A 17649-nucleotide genomic window follows, 5' to 3' on the forward strand; every position below is an offset into this window, starting at 1 on the left:
CCCCACAACAGTGACCCCGTTCCCCACCAACCAAATCCCAAAATTCCGAGTCTGCTCCGCATCCCCCTCATAAAACGGCCCAAAGTACGCCGCCACCGCCATCACCACACCGTTAAACACCCCAACAGCGACGGCAACCACCAAAAACACGAACACGACAGCCTTGCATACCTTCATATAACCCTCCAAAACCATATTTCCCTGGAGTCGTGATAATCCGAGAACGTCCCTTCGATCGAGAACCCCAACTGAATTCGCGGGTAGCTCAGCCAATCCGTTAATCGCCGTCCATTCCATAAATCAATGTGGTCACCACTGCGATTGCCAAACGTCTCATTCCTCCTGCGCCAAGGTCTTTTTCTGCCCGCTGATCACGCCAGCAGGTGCTTGGAAATGATCCGCGAGATTTCAACAATCGAAGTCTTCCCCGTGAACTCGAATTTCACTTTCCCCAGCGACGAAAAGTAAATCTCCAACTCCGAATCCAGATCGAACGTCCCGGAGGTTTCCACCGAATACGCCACGATGTTTTTGTACGGCAGCGAGGTGAAGTCCTTCTTGCTGCCGGTAATCCCCTGCACGTTCACCGCGATGATGCGCTTGGTGGTGAAGACCACGCCGTCGCGCATGGCTTTGTAGGCATCGATCACTTCTTCGCCGTCCAGCAGCAGGGCGGCGACGCGTTCGGCGTATTCGTTGTTTTGTTTGAGTTTGAAGAAGCCTTTGTTGTTGAAGTCGATCATGTGCCTGTCCTGGGTGAGTGAGCCGGTAATCGCCAGCCGGTGTATGACGTTTTGCTCGTGGATCTGTATCTAACGCCCTGCTTTTCAACGCCCTACCATGGCGCCTGACACTGCAACGTCGGCGAAGGATTTCACGCCGGCAGAATAAAAATCCAGGAGCTAAACAATGCCCGATATGTCCAGCTTGCTTGCCTACGCGCTGATCTCACTCGGCATGGTGCTGACGCCCGGGCCGAACATGATTTACCTCATTTCCCGCTCGATTTGCCAGGGACGCATGGCCGGGATGATCTCCCTGGGCGGGGTGGCGTTGGGGTTTATCGTTTACATGTTGTGCGCGGCATTGGGTATCACCGCATTGGTGATGGCGGTTCCCTTGGCGTATGACGCGCTGCGGCTCGGCGGTGCGTTGTACCTGGTCTACCTGGCCTGGCAGGCGGTCAAGCCGGGTGGTCGTTCGCCTTTTCAGGTGCGGGACCTGCCCCTGGATAGCCCGCGCAAGCTGTTCATGATGGGCTTTGTGACCAACCTGCTGAATCCTAAAGTCGCGGTGATGTACCTGTCGTTGCTGCCTCAGTTCATCGACCCGAACGGCCACGGCAGTGTGCTGACGCAATCCCTGGTGCTGGGCTTCACGCAGATTTTCATCAGCGTGAGCGTCAACGCAATGATTGCCATGATGGCGGGCTCCATCGCGGTGTTTTTCGTCACCCGGCCCGGTTGGCAGGTGGTGCAGCGCTGGCTGATGGGCTCGGTGCTGATGGGCTTGGCCGTGCGGATGGCGGTTGAAGGGCGGCGCTAACCGGGCATGCGCTTTTGGCCGCGGCCGGCACGCTGATCACCGATTCACAGGATGTCTTTCAAATAGTCCTTGAGGGTGGTTAGCGGCGTGGGCAGTGCGTCGAGTTGATGGACGTTTTGCACGTCAGTCGCCAACCGCCGCAACTCCCGCCCCAGCACCGTGTGGACGCCGCCCAATGCCTCCAGCGCCTGCACCACGCATTCCTCGATCTTGCGTTGAATCGCAGCCAAATCCCGCTGCCGTACCAGTAACCCAAACACTTCCCGCTCGTACCCGTCCATCACCAGATCGTCACGCAAGACCGGGCTGCCGCCGTCGGTCTCGTACACCAGTTTCAGTGCGAAGAGCGCAACCGCTTCCAGCGTCAATTCCATGGTCTCGCTTCCTCGGGTTTTGGTGGGGAGGGCGATGATCACTGTTCTGCGTCGGAAAAAAAAGACCCACGCGTCAGCGCTCCAGGATCAGCTCCACGCGGCGGTTGCGGGCGCGGCCTTCGGCGACGGCGTTGTCGGCCAGGGGCCGGGTGTCGGCGTAGCCGATGGCGGCGAGACGGTTGGGCTGGATGCCGTTGCTTTGCAAGTAGCGGACTACGCTGCCGGCGCGGGCGCCGGAGAGTTCCCAGTTGGAGGGGAAGCGCGAGTTGCGGATGTCTTGAGTATCGGTATGGCCGGCGACGATGATTTTGTGCGGCACGCTGTCGAGTACAGGGATCAGATGGCGCAGCACGGCGAGGCCGCCCAGGCTGAGGTCGGACTGGCCGGAAGGGAACAGGATTTCGCTGCTGATCCGAAAGCTCACGCTGCTGTCGTTGGTGACCACTTCGATGTCATTGCCCAGCTTGTCCAGTGGCAGTTCGTTGAGCAGGTCTTGCGTCGTGGGCTTGGGCGGCTCGGGCTCAACGACAGCGACGGGTTCTGGCTCGGGCTCGGGTTCGGGTTCTGGCTCAGGTTCCACAGCGGGGGCCGGCGCCTGAGGCACCAGCAACAACGCACCCGGCGGGTCCAGCGTGGTCAGGCGTTTTACGCTGAAAACGGCGGGGCCATTGGACTTGGCACTGTGCCGTGCAAGCTCATGGCTCTTGCCGGCCAACGCCAGCATGGCCATGGTCACCACCAGCAGCAGGGTCATCATGTCCAGGTAGGTCATCATCCACGTTTCGCCACCGGGGTCTTCGACGGGCGGCGTGCCGCTGGCGATCGCGGCCGCCTGGTTGCGGGTGATGGTCGTCATGCCCGGGTTTTCCACTTCAATGCAATCAGGGCGCGCGCCGGGCGCAACGGTTCGTCGCGCAAGTCGTTCTGGTAATGGGCCACGAACGACTTCAAGGTTTCACGCATCAGCCCTGGGCTGCGTTTGTTGGCCATCATCGCCACGCCCTGCAACACCATGTTCATCACCACCACGCGCTGTTCGGTGCGGCGTTCCAGTTTCACCGCCACCGGTTTGCACAGCAGGTTGGCCAGCAACACGCCATAGAGCGTGGTCATCAGGCCCACGGCCATTTGTCGGCCGATGGTCACCATGTCGCCGTCGCCCAGCACGAACATCAGGTTCACCAGCCCCACCAGGGTACCGAGCATACCGAAGGCTGGCGCATAGCTGGCCATGACCCGGAACAGCTGGGCCTCGGCATGTTCCTTGGCACGCAGCCGCGCGATACGCCATTGCAGCAGGTCGAGGATGTCGTCCAGCGGTGTCTTGTCGATCACCAGTTGCACGCCGGAGCGCAGGAAAGGGTTTTTCACCCGGTCGAGGACGTCCTCCACCGCGCGCAGGTCGCCGTCGATCCACAGGCGCGACAGGCTCACCAGTTCGTCGATGTCTTCCTGGGTGTATTCGCGCTCGTGACGCACCACGGTCTTGATCAGGCTGAAGATACGCAGCACTTCGCGCAGCGGGTAGCTGATGAAGGTCGCGGCAAACGTGCCGACCACCACAATGCCGAGGGCCGGCAGGTCAATGAACAAGCCGGGTTGTTGCGCGCTGAACATGAGCAGCACCGTCAGCAGTAGCAGGCTGGCGAGCATGCCGATCAGGGTTGAGGGGTTCATGCAGCACTCCTGTTATGGGCCAAGGCAGGCTTTATAGCGCGGTGGGTGCTGATTCAAATCGGCTAATACAGGCACTTTGCGTGGCGAAATCGGACGGCTGCGCAAATTTTTTTGGGGGCTGCCTAAAGACGCCTGATCGGATCGCCGATGTTCGCTTTGTCTGTACGGCAACGGCGGTGATGGCATCAACGCCGGGCCTCTCATCTGTTCAAGCGGCTCACCCACGAAAAGGAACTGCACCATGTCAGTTATCAATACCAACATCACGTCCATGATCGCTCAACAAAACCTGAACTCCTCGGAGAACAGCCTGAGCACCTCGATCGAACGCCTGTCGTCGGGCCTGAAAATCAATAGCGCATCCGATGACGCCGCAGGCCAGGCAATTGCCAACCGCATGACTTCGCAGATCACCGGCCTGTCGCAGGCGAGCAGTAACGCCAGCGACGGCATCTCTCTGGCGCAGACCACCGAAGGCGCGCTGGACCAGGTGAACGACAACCTGCAGCGCATCCGTGAGCTGTCGGTGCAAGCGTCCAACGGCACCAACTCCCAGTCCGACCTGCAATCGATCCAGGACGAGATCACCCAGCGTCTGGACGAGATCGACCGTATCTCCTCGCAAACCGCGTTCAACGGCGTGGACGTGCTGTCCAAAGACCAGACCATCACCATCCAGGTCGGCGCCAACGATGGCGAAACCATCGACATCGAGCTCAGCGAAATCAATGCCAAGACCCTGGGCCTGGACAGCTTCAACGTGAACGGCTACGACACCACCCTGACGGCCAGCACCCTGTCGGACTCCTCGGGCACTGCGATCACGTCGACCAACACCAGCTATGTCGACAAGTCCGGTACCACGGTCACCGGTGGCACGCTGTCCACCGACGCCGACGGCGACTACTTCCTGACCGTGGACGGCAAGACCTACGCGGCCGAAGTGACCCTGACCACCAGCGGCACCACCACCACGGCCAGCGTCAGCATCGACACCGACAACGAGGTGACCAAGAAGTCCACCAGCACCCTGACCACCCTCGACAACGCCTTGAACACGGTGGACTCGATGCGTTCGGACCTGGGTGCGGTGCAAAACCGTTTCGACTCGGCGATCACCAACATTTCGACCACTACCACCAACCTGACTTCTGCCCGTTCGGGTATCCAGGACGTGGACTACGCCACGGAAGTGTCGGCCATGACCAGCGCCCAGATCCTGCAACAGGCAGGTACGTCGGTATTGGCCCAAGCCAACTCCATGCCGCAGCAAATGCTGTCGCTGCTGCAATAATCGCGACGGTGCGGTACGAAGGGGCCAGCGCACGCTGAGCCCCTTTTTTTGTGCGCGTTCGCTGCGCCATCTTTGGTAATCGTGGCATTGAGGTGGGTTTATCCGGGCTTTGGTGGGGAGGGTGGCGCGATAGCATTTCGCCTAGTATCTCTCTGCACAAGGCTGCTCCTGAATGCCAAGATCCCCGCGCCACGGCGCGCCCAGCCATATTGCTGCCCATACGCTTGCCCAGGCGCGACGACGCGCCGAGCAACGCCCCCGTGACCCACAGGCATGGAAAGACCTGGGCAATCAGCAACTGCACAGCAACCCCGAGCAAGCGCTGGCCAGTTTCGAGCGTGCATTGCAGTTGCTGCCCGATGAGCCTCAGGCATTGGAGTGGGTGGCCAAGGCCGCGCAAAAGCTCGGCCAGGCGGATCGTGCCCTTGAACTCGTCCGCAAGGCGCTGGGCATCGACCCGGATTTCGCCGTCGGACATCACCGCCTGGCCACGCTGTATTTTGAAAAGGGCCAGTTCGCCAACGCCCTGTCGCATATCGATCAAGCACTGGCATTGGCGCCCCATGACTGTCATATGCTCTCGCGCAAAGGCTTGATCCTCAATCGCCTGGAACGCCACGGCGAAGCCATCGTCGTGTTCGACAAGCTGATCGAACGCGAACCTGGCGATTACAGCCACTGGAACAATGCGGCCAACCTGTACAAGGACATCGGTCAACTGGCCACGGCCGACACCTATTACCAAAAGGCCGTGACGCTGGCCAAGCGCAAGGACGTGCTGCCGTATTCCAACCGGCTGACCTCGCTGCACTACGACCCCGAGCGCAGCCGCGAGTTTATCTTCGAGGTGTGCAAGGAATGGCAATCGCGCTTTGGCCCCAAAGCCGTGCCGCCGCGCCCCGAAGTGCTCGACCGCGCGCCCGACCGTTGCTTGCGCATCGGCCTGGTATCCGACGGCCTGCGCCAGCACCCGGTGGGCAACATGATCGTGGGCGTGCTGGAAAAACTGCCGCGTCATCAGTTCCAGTTGTTCGCCTACAGCACCAGTCAGGTGTGCGATCACCTGACCCGGCGCATCCAGGCGTCGGTGCAGCAATGGCTGGCGATCAAGCATATGGACGACGTCACGTTGGCCCAGCGCGTCCGCGACGATCGCATTGATATCCTGATTGACCTCTGTGGCCATAATGCCGGCAACCGCATGGGCACCATGGCGTTGCAGCCGGCGCCCTTGCTGGTGAAATGGGTCGGCGGCCTGATCAACACCACCGGGTTGGATGCCATCGATTACCTGCTCACCGACCGCATCGAGTCACCGGAGGGGGAAGACGCGTTCTACACCGAAAAGCTCATCCGCCTGCCCGACGACTACATTTGCTACGACCCGCCGCCCTACACGCCGGACATCAAGCCCTTGCCCGCGCTGGCAAACGGCTTTGTCACCTTTGGCTGCTTCAACAACCCGAGCAAGGTCAACGATGTGCTGCTCGGGCGCTGGGCCGAATTGCTGCGGGCCGCACCTGATTCGCGCCTGTTGCTCAAGGGCGGAGCCTTTGGCAATGACGAGTTGCGTGCCCATGTACACGGCATTATGGCTGCCCACGGTATTGCCCGGGAGCGGGTGCTGATCGAAGGGCCGGTGGGGCACAAGACCCTGCTGGAAACCTACAACCGCATCGACATCGCGCTGGACCCTTGGCCTTATTCCGGCGGCCTGACGACCTGCGAAGCCTTGTTGATGGGCGTGCCAGTGGTCACCTTCCCCGGGCCGACCTTTGCCGGGCGCCACTCGGCCACCCACTTGGTCAACGCCGGTCTGCCGGAGTTGGTGGCGCACAGTTGGGCGCACTACCAGCAACGCGTCATTGAATTGGCCAACGACCTGGACAGCCTGGCGCGCATCCGCAGCCACCTGCGCGAGGTATTGATGGGCTCGCCGGTGTGCGACAGCCAGCGTTTCGCCAACCACTTCGGCACCGCCATGCGTGCTATCTGGCAGCGCTACTGCGCGGGCCAGCCGGCTGCCGCCCTGACATTGAACCCGCAAGGGCTGGCCAGGTTCGAGGGGGAGGCCACCGCCGTCGTGCTTCAGCACCCGGCGGCACCGGCCAGGGACGAGGGTTTTGGTTTCAAGTTCCAGGGCAAAGTAGTGACCCTGGACCACGGCGGCACGCTGATCGCATCGGCGCAGTTTGTTGCGCTGCAAAAAATGGCGGCGTTTTCCACGGTGGCCTTTGATCCCGCCAGCCGTATCGACAATGCCCGACAACTGGCGCAACTGGGTGAGTTGCATTACTACCCCCATGCGGCGCTGGGCAATGGCCAGCCCGCCACGCTCTACGCCTGCCTCGATCCGGCCATGAGCGCCACATTGGCACCGCTGGCGGCATCCGCGGTACTGGCCAAACTGGCGGTGCCCACCCTCAAGCTGGATGCGATCAACGGCTTGCCGTCGGTGGACTGGCTGTTGCTCGACAACCTCAACGACAGCCTGGCCGTGATCGAACATGGCCAACGTACCCTCGCCGATACGCTGTTGGTGCAAGCGCGGGTCAACTTCGCGCCGACGCATGATCAGCAGGCCGATGTGGGCTTGATCAGCCGCTGCCTGGCGCGGCGCGGGTTCAGTTTTTACCGGCTCAATAACCTGCAGCACATCAGCCATCCGGCCGAAGGGCAAAGCCTGGATCAATTGCGCGCTTCTCACCTGGTGTGTGCCGATGCGCTGTTTTTGCCGGACGCAACACGTATGGCAGCACTGTCCGATAACCAGCGCCTGAAGCTGGCCTTTTTACTGCACACGGTCTACGCCGCCTTTGATGTGGCGACGCAACTGCTCAACACAATCGATAGCGACCTGGCCGCGCAGTACCTCAAGCACTGCCGGAACCCGAGCGCCATGCCGCAACCGCTCGAACTGCCGCGGGCGCCGATGCAGGCCCCCCAGGTGACCTTTCCGGCAGAAGTGGCTGCCTATGTGAAAAAACTCTACACCCAGGCCTCCGTGATTCTGGAATATGGCAGCGGCGGTTCCACCCTACTGGCCGCCAACATGCCGGACAAAACCGTGATCTCGGTGGAAAACGACGCCCGTTGGGCGCAGGACATGCAAGCCTGGATCGCCAACGCGGTGCTGCCCTCACGGCCGATGATTTACCCGGTGGATGTGGGCGAGACCGGTAAATGGGCACGGCCGAAGAACGCCCGGCACTGGAAGAAATTCCACACCTACCCGTTGAGGGTCTGGGATGAGCCGTTCTTCGAGCAGCCCGATGTGATCCTGATCGATGGGCGATTTCGCATCGCCTGTTTTGTCACCGCGTACCTGCGGGCGACCAAGCCGGTCATCGTGTTGTTCGACGATTATCTGGACCGCCGACACTACCATGTGGTCGAACGGTTGTTGGCCCCGACCGCGTTTGTCGGGCGCATGGCGCGGTTCGATCTGCAGCCGCTGACGCACCTGCCGCGTGAGCAACTGACCTGGCTGATCGCCAGTTTCAATGAAGTGGCTTACGCCGAGGGGGAAGACCTGCCCTGATGCAAGGCAGGCTCGGGAACGCCGTCGATTAAAGGCGGGCGCTGGCGTGCCTGCCCCCACCTTGGATCGTCGGCGCTATTCCTTCATTCTGACCTGCAGTCGCGCGATCGCCTGGGCATGCAATTGACACACGCGTGATTCGCTCACCTCCAGCACCACGCCAATCTCGCGCAGGTTGAGCTTTTCGTGGTGACAGAGCGCAAGCAGCAGGCGTTCGCGCGCCGGCAGGGCGTCGATGGCGCGGGTGAGGTTGGCGCGGTTGCGGTCGTTGATCAGTTCGGCAAACGGCGTGCGCAGCCGCGAACTGGAGCCCTCGCTGTGCTCTTCGTCCACATCGTCAAAGGGCAGCATCTGGCTGCCGTTGGTGTCATCGAGCACCTTCTGGTACTGCTCCAGCGTCAGGCCCATGGCCGAAGCGACTTCCCGCTCCCGCGCCGGCCGCCCGAGATTCTGCTCCACGCGGTGCATGGCGTCCTCCACCGCCCGCGCGTTACGGCGCACGCTGCGGGGCACCCAGTCGCGGGTGCGCAACTCGTCGATCATCGCCCCGCGAATGCGTTGCGAAGCAAAGGTGGCGAAGGTTGCGCCGACACTCACGTCGTAGCGCGTCATGGCATCGAGCAGGCCGATGCTGCCGGCTTGAATCAAGTCGTCCAGTTCAATATTGGAAGGCAGCCGGGTCTTCAATCCCAGTGCCTGGCGCCGGACCATGGGGAGGTACTGCTGGAGGACTTCCTGCTGGTTAATCTTGCCCTGTGCCGTATACATCGTGCGCGCCTGCGAAAGACAGAAAATCCACGGGATTATTACCGCTCGCCCTGGCCGCTTAAGCGCGGAACAGCTGTACGCCAGGTGACGTGTTCGCCCTTTAAGCCGGGCCGACACCGATGCTATGTGGGGGGCGGCTTGATTGGCGGTGCGCGCAGGTCTCGTCGATCAACAACAATCGTGTCCCCAGATACCGCTGCGCCGCTTCGCGCAAATTGTTGAGCAGGCCGTGTTGGGAAAACCCGCTGTGCAGCGCCAATACCTGCCGGGGGCCATTCTGTTCGCGGAGCTGGCTCAAGGTATCGAACGTGCGGCGGAAGGCGCCGAGGTCGCTGTCGACCCACACGCCCCAGCGTTCGGGCAGGTCGCGGTGATAGTTATCCACAGCCTGAACGCGCCAGCGCGCGGGGTCGCCCACCCAGCGATGACCTTGGCGGTGCCAGCGCTCCAGGGTGTTGTGTGCCTGGACAGCCGCCTGCGCCGCGCCGAACAGCATCAAGGTGCGATCCACCACGGGGAGCGGGCGCTGACTGGCCCAATGGCGCAGGCCGGCGGCTTGATCGTGCATGGTCAGAGGCTTTCCGTGATGGCGCAAAAGTGCAGCACGCCTTCGAGGATTTCAGCGGCATGGCCCCTGGGTTTTTTCGGCAACAGCCCCAATAGTTGGGCACGGGCCTGGAAGGCCCAGTCATCACTGGCATTGCTCAGGAGCACGGCACTGGCGGCGATGCCGGCGGCCAGGTACCGCTGCAGTTCGGCGTGCAGGTGCGGGTGCATGTCGAGCAACAGCGTCTTGCCGCGCGCAGCCAGGCTGGCCAGTTCATCATGTTTCAACTGCTGCACGAGGTCGCTGACCTGTTCATGCAACCCATGGGGTTCCCGGGCCAGCCAATAGCGTTGCCCCAGGCGTTGGCCGCTGTGGCTGTCCTGCAGGGTGCCGAACCAGGCGCGAACCGCCCCGTCTTTGAGCACCACCGGCAGATGACTCAAGGTCAACCGCGCAGTGCGGTTGCGGTAGCGCAACTCGCGGAGGCCGAAGGCTTCAGCGTGCCCGGCCAGGTTGCCCAGGCGTTGGCGTTCACCTCGATACACCACGTGCTGGTTGCCCTGGGTCGCGGCGGCTTTCGCCGCTGTAACGGGCGCGCACGGTGCCTGCGCGCTGACAAAGGCGTCCCAGCGCGCAGGCTGCTGCGCCGCCGGTAACGCCATCAACGGCCAGGCGTCGAGCAATGGGCCGAAGCCGTCGACGTGTGCGACCAGGCTGTCGCGCAATGCCAGCATCGCCTTGCGCTGCCCCACCAACCCGCGCACCAGCGCATTCAGGCGTTGGCTCGTCGGCTTGCCGGGGGCCGAGGCGAACCGCGAAGGCCGGGACGTATCCAGCGCTTGCTGCAAAAAGTTCGAAGCGCCGGGCAGTTGCAAGTCTTCCGGCACTTGCTGGCCCGCCGACAGGTAGTTCAATCGCAAGCCGTGTCGAATCAACGTATCGAGCACCGGGCCCAGCCTGGCAGCCTCGTCGCATTTACTGATGATGCAATCGTCCAGGCAGCAACCGGCGGCATGCGCGGCGTCCCGGTAGGTGTGGACCACTTCATCGAGCGTGTCGCCATGGCTGGCGGCGTTGAGCACCAGCATCAGGCGCAGCGCCCGGCCGCTGGCGCCCAACTGGTTGATTTGGGTGAGCAGGCGTTGGTCGCGCTGGCTCATGCCCACGGTGTCGATGATCACCAGGCGCTTGTCGGCCAGCCTGTCCAGCAGCGGCCCGAGCGCGGCATCCGGCCCCAGCGCGTGCAGCTCAACCCCGAGCAATTGCGCGTAAATGTTCAGTTGTTCGTGGGCGCCGATGCGAAAACTGTCGGTGCTGACCAGCGCCACCGGGCCGGGACCGTGGCGCATGACATAACGCGCCGCCAGCTTGGCGGTGCTGGTGGTCTTGCCCACGCCGGTGGGGCCGACCAGGGCAATGATCGTGGGGGCGCTGAACAGCTCGGCTTCATCGGCCAGTTGGATCAGTTGGCTGTCCAGCCGTTGCGTCAGCCAGGCCTTGAGCCGCGCCGGTGTGGCATCGGGCAGCGGGGGCGGGCTGTGGTCGAGCAGCTCCTGGCTGAGGCTGGCGCTGAAACCGGCGTCGAGCAGCCATTTGAGCAAGGGCGAGGGTTTCCCCCGGCCATCGATCAACTGGCGCATAGCCTGGATTTCACTCAGCAGGCGTTCACTCAACGCGGCGAAATCCGCCGTGGCGGGCGTGGGCGGCTCTTCGGCCAGCGCCAGGATTTCCACCCCGACATCGGTCATGCGGCTCGACAGGATCAGCGCGTCTTCACCCAGGGCCAGGCGCACCTGGTTCATGGCTTCGCGGCTGTTGGCGCCGATAAATCGTTGAGCGCTCACTTGGGTTTGCCTCCGATCACGTTAGTCATGCGCAGGGTGCGGTCGTCGGGTATTTCGCTCAGGGCAATCACCGTGAGCTGGCGCAGACGCCGCCGCAGGAAACGCGACAACACTGGGCGCAGCTTGTTGGGCACCACCAGCACCGGCGGCTCGGTGCTGTTTTCCTGGCGCTTGAGGGTCAAGGTGGTTTGCTGCATGAGGTTGTCCGCCAGGCTCGGCTCCAGCGCGCCGCCGTTGCCCACCGCCTGCATCAAGACCTGCTCCAGGTTGAAGTCCAGGCCGATGACTTTCAGTTCGGTTTTGTTGCCAAACAGCTGATTGACGATGGAGCGTCCCAAGGCCACGCGCACGACAGCCGTCAGTTCTTGCACATCCGGCGGTTGTTGCACGCCACCGTGTTCGGCCAGGGCGTCGAGGATGGTCCGCATGTCGCGGATCGAGACGTTTTCTTCGAGCAGGTTCTGCAGCACGCGCTGCAACACCGTCAGCGACACCAGCTTGGGCACCACTTCGTCGACCAGGCCCTTGCTGTCGGGGCCGAGCTTGTCCAGCAGCTTCTGCACTTCGCCACGGCCCAGCATGTCCTTGGCGTGCTGATGCAGCAGGTGGTTGAGGTGCGTGGCGGTCACGGTGCTGGCGTCGACCACGGTGTAGCCATAGATCTGCCCGTGCTCGCGCAGGTTCGGTTCGATCCAGATCGCCGGCAACCCGAACGCCGGGTCCACCGCCGCCGTGCCTTCCAGCTCATGGGTGACCTTGCCGGGGTTGATCGCCAGCCACTTGCCGGGGAACACTTCGCCGCGGCCGATTTCCACGCCCTTGAGGCTGATGATGTAGGTGTTGGCGGCCAGTTCCAACTTGTCGCGCACATGCACCACCGGCGGCAGAAAGCCCACGTCCTGGGCGAATTTTTTGCGCAGGCTTTTGATCCGGGTGATCAGCTCGCCTTGTTGGCGCGCATCCACCAGTTGGATCAGGCGATGGCCGACGCGCAGGCTCAGGGTGTCGACCAACTGCACATCGTCCCAGGAGGCTTCGCTGCTTTGCGAGGCGGATTTGGGCAGCAGGGTCTGCACCGGTGAGCCCTCCGGGGCCAGTTCCTCCTGTTTGGAGAACCACCAGCCCAGCCCTGCCAGCAGCCCGGTAAGGATCAGGAACACCAGGTTGGGCATGCCCGGCACCAGCCCGAGCAGGCCCATCACGCCTGCGGTCATCATCAGCACTTTCGGGCGGCTGAACAGCTGGCCCATCATCTGTTGGCCGACGTCCTGTTCGGTGTTCACGCGCGACACCGTGACACCGGCGGCAATCGAAATCACCAGGCCGGGAATCTGCGCCACCAGACCGTCGCCGATGGTCAGCATGGTGTAAGTGTGGGCTGCGTCGGAGAAGGCCATGCCGTGTTGCAGGATGCCGATGGCCAGGCCGCCGATGATGCACACGCCCATGATCACCAGCCCGGCCACGGCGTCACCGCGCACGAACTTGCTGGCGCCGTCCATGGAGCCGAAGAAGTCCGCTTCCTGGGCGACTTCCTTGCGCCGCTGGCGGGCTTGCGGTTCGCCGATCAGACCGGCGTTGAGGTCGGCGTCGATCGCCATCTGCTTGCCGGGCATCGAGTCGAGGGTGAAGCGTGCGCCGACTTCGGCGATACGCCCGGCACCCTTGGTGATCACCATGAAGTTGATGGTCACCAGGATCAGGAACAACGCCAGGCCCACGGCAAAGTTGCCGCCCACCAGGAACTCGCCGAAGGCTTCGATCACCTTGCCGGCCGCGTCGGGGCCGGTGTGGCCTTCCATCAGGATCACCCGCGTGGACGCCACGTTCAGCGACAGGCGCAGCAAGGTGGTGAACAGCAGCACCGAGGGAAACGCCGAGAAGTCCAGCGGCTTTTCCGTGAGCATGCTGACCATCAACACCATGATCGCCAGGGCGATATTGAAGGTGAACAGCAGGTCGAGGATGAACGTGGGCAGCGGCAGGATCATCATCGACAGGATGAGCACGATCAGTACCGGGCCGGTCATGATCTTGAGGTCGGTGGTGGCCAGCCAGGAGTCGGGGCCGAATAAATCGGTCATGCCTTTCATGCGTTCGGGTCATCCTCAGGTGTCGGGGTACGCGGGCCACGCTGGTCCATGCCTGGCGGTACAGTCAGGTTCACCGGGGTCGGCGGCAGATCGCCGCCGTGTTCACTGACACGCTTGAGGCGGATGGCCCAGGCCACCACCTCAGCGACCACGGTGTACAGCTCGATGGGAATTTCTCGGTCCAGGTCGACGTGGAAATACAGGGCCCGTGCCAGCGGCGGTGCTTCCAGCATCGGCAGGTGATGTTGCGCGGCGATCTCGCGAATGCGCAGCGCCACGTCATCCGCGCCCTTGGCCACCACACGGGGCGCGCCGTTCTTTTCTTTCTGGTACGACAAGGCCACCGCAAAGTGGCTGGGGTTGGTGACGATTACGTCGGCCTTGGGCACTTTGCTCATCATGCGGCGCCGCGCGCGGGTCTGTTGCATCTGGCGAATCTTCGCCTTGATATGCGGGTCGCCGTCGGCGTTCTTGTGTTCCTGACGTTGCTCTTCCTTGGACATGCGCAGGTTCTTGGCGTAAGTCCACAGTTGGTAAGGCACGTCCATGCCCACCACGATGATCAGTGCCGCGACGCACATCGTGCAGGCGCTGGCGGTCAGGCTCAGCATGGCGGCCAGGGCTTTGGGCGCGGGCATGTGCGGCAAGTTGAGCAACTGCTCGATATGGCTGCGCAGAAAGAAGTAGATCACTGTACCGATCAGGCTGGCCTTGGCGATGGCCTTTGCCAACTCCACCAGCACCTGCACTGAGAACAAGCGCGCCAGCCCGCTCATGGGGTTGACCCGGGAAAACTGCGGGCGCACGGCCTTCAGGGTGATCACCAGTCCACCCAGCAGGGCCGGCGCGGCGAGGGCGGCGAAGGTCGTCAGGGCAAAGAACGGCGCCAAGGTCAGCAGCGCGGTCTGGCTCAATGTCCACAGCGTACTGAGCATGCGCGCGGTGTCGAACAGCTGTGCGCGGTCGAACAGCAACGCCTGTTCCATCACCTGGCCAAGGTTGTCATAGAGGGTGCCGCCCATCAGCCACAGCCCGCCAATGCCGGCCAGCAGCATGACGAAGGTGTTCATTTCACGGGAACGTGCAACCTGGCCTTCTTCGCGGGCCTTTTCGATCCGTCGCGGCGTTGCCGCTTCGGTCTTGTCTTCTCTGCTGGTCTCGGCCATGGCTCTCCGGGCGCCTGCGGCAACCCGCGCGACCTGTCAAAGCCGCTATTGTGCGCAGGCGCCCGGGCCGCCGATCGCACGAACACCCGGCACAATCGCGCGTTAATGAGCGGATGGTTCCTCTGGCGCGTATTCATCCTGGGACAGGATGCGTTCGGCCACTCGGTTGTCGAGCACGATGATTTCGATGCGGCGATTGGCGGCATCGTAGGGGCCGGCGCCGTGGAAGCGGATGCGGTCGGCCATGCCGGAAACGCGCAGCAGCTTGTTGGAGTCCAGGCCGCCGGCCACCAGCTCCTGGCGCGAGGCCTTGGCGCGGTCGGCGGACAGGTCCCAATTGTTGTAGCCGGCATCGCCGCCGGGGTAGGGGTGGCTGTCGGTATGCCCGCTGATTTGAATGCGGTTGGGCAATTCGTTGAGCACCGGGGCGAACGTCTTGAGCAGCTTGCTCAGGTACGGCGCGACGTTGGCACTGCCCAGCTCGAACATCGGGCGCTTGTCGGTATCGATCAACTGCACGCGCAGGCCTTCGGGGCTCAGTTCTATCGCGATCTGCTGCTTGAGTTCGCGCAATTGCGGGTCGCGATCCACTGCGTTGTTCAGCCGCTGCTTGAGGGATTCCAGGTGGCGCCGCTCATCACCGGAAAGCGAAGGGCGCGTCGTCTGGCGCGCGCGCTCGCCTTCGGAGAAGCGTTGGTCAGGCCCGCCGCCGGGGATCGCGCTGGTGCTGGACGTGCTGCGATCGCCTTTGCTCATGGCCACCAACAACGGCGTGCTGAAGTACTCGGCAATCGCGTCCTTGTCGTTTTTGCTGGCATTGGACAGCACCCACAGCACCAGGAACAGTGCCATCAGGGCGGTCATGAAGTCGGCGAAGGCGATCTTCCAGGCGCCGCCATGGTGGGCGTGCCGGGCGGCTTTTTTGCGCCGGATGATGATCGGTTGATCGCTCATGCTCAGTCGATTCCCGGCTGGCCGCTGCCGCTGCGCACATAAGTTTCCAGCTCAAGGGCACCAGGGCGTTCGCTGGTGTGCAGCGCCTTGCGGCCGAACTCCACGGCCAACTGTGGCGGCATGCCCTGCACGCTGGCCAGCAGCGTGACGCGGATGCATTGCAGCATCTTGGCGGATTCGGCGGCTTGCCGGTCGATGCGGCTGGCCAGGGGGGCGACCAACCCATAGGCCAGGTAAATGCCCAGGAACGTACCGACCAAGGCATGAGCGATCATCTGGCCCATCAAATCGGGGCCGACGTTTACCGCGCTCAAGGCTTTGACCACGCCCATCACCGCCGCGACGATGCCGAAGGCCGGCAGGGCGTCGCTGACTTTGTAGAGGGCATCGGCAGGCAAGTGGGCTTCGTGTTCGAAGCCTTCGATCTCGTGCAGCATCAGCTCGTCAAGTTCATGGGCCTGCATGGCGCTGCTGACCAACAGGCGCAGGTAATCGGTGATGAACAGGATGATCAGCGGGTCAGCGATCAGTCGTGGGTATTGGGCGAAAATCGGGCTTTGCGCGGGTTCTTCGATATCCCGTTCCAGGGCGAGCATGCCTTCGCGGCGGGCCTTGCTCAGCAAGGCATAGAGCATGGCCATCAATTCCAGGTACAAGGTTTTGTCGTATTTGGCGCTGCGCTTGAAACGTGACACGGCGGTGAGCGTGGCCCGGATGGCCTTGCCGTTATTGGCGGCAATGAACGCACCGACACCGGCCCCGGCAATCATCAGTAACTCGGTGGGTTGATACAGCGGGCCAAGGGCGCCGCCGGACAGGACAAAGCCACCGAACACCGATAACAGTACAACGATAAGCCCGGATACGATGAGCACGTGGTCGTTCCTTAGATTCAAGCAATGGATGACTTGCTGAATATCGGCAACGGCGAGGGACGAATTGAGGGGGTTTTTGCAGACGGTGAAATTGAAAACGCCACAGATCCAATGTGGAAGGGGGCTTGCCCCGATGGGGGTGGATCAGCCAAACAATGACTGACTGACACTCCCTCATCGGGGGCAAGCCCCCTCCCACATTGGATTGGGTTTACAGCTCAAGGGCTGGGCAGGTTGTCGACCCGGTAATGCATGAAGGGTATTGAAGATGTCCCTGTTCAAATACCTCTAAAGAACAACCGGATCAAATGTGGGAGGGGGCTTGCCCCCGATGGGGGTGGATCAGCCAAACAATGACTGACTGACAGTCCCTCATCAGGGGCAAGCCCCCTCCCACATTTGATTGGGTTTACAGCTCAAGGGCTGGGCAGGTTGTCGACCCGGTAATGCATGAAGGGTATTGAAGATGTCCCTGTTCAAATACCTCTAAAGAACAACCGGATCAAATGTGGGAGGGGGCTTGCCCCCGATGGGGGTGGATCAGCCAAACAATGACTGACTGACACTCCCTCATCAGGAGCAAGCCCCCTCCCACATTTGATTGGGTTTACAGCTCAAGGGCTGGGCAGGTTGTCGACCCGGTAATGCATGAAGGGTATTGAAGATGTCCCTGTTCAAATACCTCTAAAGAACAACCGGATCAAATGTGGGAGGGGGCTTGCCCCCGATGGGGGTGGATCAGCCAAACAATGACTGACTGACACTCCCTCATCAGGAGCAAGCCCCCTCCCACATTTGATTGGGTTTACAGCTCAAGGGCTGGGCAGGTTGTCGACCCGGTAATGCATGAAGGGTATTGAAGATGTCCCTGTTCAAATACCTCTAAAGAACAACCGGATCAAATGTGGGAGGGGGCTTGCCCCCGATGGGGGTGGATCAGCCAAACAATGACTGACTGACACTCCCTCATC

At 62.2% G+C, this 17649-nt stretch carries 14 protein-coding genes and 1 pseudogene; 3 read left to right on the forward strand and 12 right to left on the reverse strand.

Features of this window, described 5'->3' with window-relative positions:
- Positions 1-173: 173 nt before the first annotated feature.
- Together INT12_RS29275 and INT12_RS29280 are read right to left on the reverse strand one after the other, a co-directional pair.
- Positions 174-320 (reverse strand): annotated as a pseudogene (locus tag INT12_RS29275) (hypothetical protein); the annotation flags it as partial.
- 51 nt (positions 321-371) lie between these two features.
- Entirely contained in the window at positions 372-743 is a 372-nt protein-coding gene (locus tag INT12_RS29280; protein WP_017846739.1) for a PH domain-containing protein, read from the reverse strand.
- A 166-nt stretch (positions 744-909) separates the two neighbouring features.
- Between INT12_RS29280 and INT12_RS29285 the strand changes: the two genes are divergently transcribed.
- Positions 910-1545: a LysE family translocator gene (locus tag INT12_RS29285; protein WP_046382117.1), complete on the forward strand. Its 636-nt coding sequence runs from the start codon at positions 910-912 to the stop codon at positions 1543-1545.
- A 44-nt stretch (positions 1546-1589) separates the two neighbouring features.
- On the opposite strand, the gene INT12_RS29290 is transcribed toward INT12_RS29285, so the two are convergent.
- The 3 genes from INT12_RS29290 to INT12_RS29300 all read right to left on the reverse strand — a co-directional run bounded on the left by INT12_RS29290 (position 1590) and on the right by INT12_RS29300 (position 3596).
- Positions 1590-1919: a hypothetical protein gene (locus INT12_RS29290; protein ID WP_193040792.1), complete on the reverse strand. Its 330-nt coding sequence runs from the start codon at positions 1917-1919 to the stop codon at positions 1590-1592.
- A gap of 73 nt (positions 1920-1992) precedes the next feature.
- Complete coding sequence (locus INT12_RS29295; protein ID WP_193040791.1) at positions 1993-2775, reverse strand: flagellar motor protein MotB; 783 nt, start codon at positions 2773-2775, stop codon at positions 1993-1995.
- Positions 2772-3596 (reverse strand): motility protein A, encoded by an 825-nt coding sequence (locus INT12_RS29300; protein ID WP_193040790.1) that lies wholly within the window; start codon positions 3594-3596, stop codon positions 2772-2774. Before INT12_RS29300 ends, INT12_RS29295 begins: the two co-directional genes overlap by 4 nt.
- A 241-nt stretch (positions 3597-3837) precedes the next feature.
- Between INT12_RS29300 and INT12_RS29305 the strand changes: the two genes are divergently transcribed.
- Entirely contained in the window at positions 3838-4890 is a 1053-nt protein-coding gene (locus INT12_RS29305) for a FliC/FljB family flagellin (RefSeq protein ID WP_169884477.1), read from the forward strand.
- A gap of 172 nt (positions 4891-5062) precedes the next feature.
- Positions 5063-8431: a tetratricopeptide repeat protein gene (locus INT12_RS29310; RefSeq protein ID WP_193059132.1), complete on the forward strand. Its 3369-nt coding sequence runs from the start codon at positions 5063-5065 to the stop codon at positions 8429-8431.
- Between the two features lie 75 nt (positions 8432-8506).
- On the opposite strand, the gene INT12_RS29315 is transcribed toward INT12_RS29310, so the two are convergent.
- From INT12_RS29315 to motA, 7 genes are all read right to left on the reverse strand, one after another.
- On the reverse strand, positions 8507-9199 hold the full coding sequence (locus tag INT12_RS29315) for an RNA polymerase sigma factor FliA (RefSeq protein ID WP_046382120.1): 693 nt from the start codon (positions 9197-9199) through the stop codon (positions 8507-8509).
- A 100-nt stretch (positions 9200-9299) separates the two neighbouring features.
- Positions 9300-9767, reverse strand: a complete 468-nt coding sequence (locus INT12_RS29320; RefSeq protein WP_108524560.1) for a hypothetical protein — start codon at positions 9765-9767, stop codon at positions 9300-9302.
- A 2-nt stretch (positions 9768-9769) separates the two neighbouring features.
- On the reverse strand, positions 9770-11590 hold the full coding sequence (locus INT12_RS29325; RefSeq protein ID WP_193040788.1) for a flagellar biosynthesis protein FlhF: 1821 nt from the start codon (positions 11588-11590) through the stop codon (positions 9770-9772).
- Positions 11587-13683 carry a flagellar biosynthesis protein FlhA gene (gene flhA / locus INT12_RS29330; RefSeq protein WP_046382123.1) on the reverse strand — a complete coding sequence of 699 codons (2097 nt, stop codon included), beginning with the start codon at positions 13681-13683 and terminating at the stop codon, positions 11587-11589. Before flhA ends, INT12_RS29325 begins: the two co-directional genes overlap by 4 nt.
- Positions 13680-14849 carry a flagellar biosynthesis protein FlhB gene (gene flhB, locus INT12_RS29335; protein ID WP_046382124.1) on the reverse strand — a complete coding sequence of 390 codons (1170 nt, stop codon included), beginning with the start codon at positions 14847-14849 and terminating at the stop codon, positions 13680-13682. The genes flhA and flhB overlap by 4 nt, the downstream gene beginning before the upstream one ends.
- A gap of 102 nt (positions 14850-14951) precedes the next feature.
- Positions 14952-15803: a flagellar motor protein MotB gene (gene motB / locus INT12_RS29340; protein ID WP_169884473.1), complete on the reverse strand. Its 852-nt coding sequence runs from the start codon at positions 15801-15803 to the stop codon at positions 14952-14954.
- Positions 15804-15805: 2 nt separating this feature from the next.
- Positions 15806-16678 (reverse strand): flagellar motor stator protein MotA, encoded by an 873-nt coding sequence (motA, locus tag INT12_RS29345; RefSeq protein WP_046382126.1) that lies wholly within the window; start codon positions 16676-16678, stop codon positions 15806-15808.
- Positions 16679-17649: the final 971 nt, after the last annotated feature.

The sequence above is a fragment of the Pseudomonas sp. K8 genome, from assembly GCF_014889455.1.
GTDB lineage: Bacteria > Pseudomonadota > Gammaproteobacteria > Pseudomonadales > Pseudomonadaceae > Aquipseudomonas > Aquipseudomonas veronii.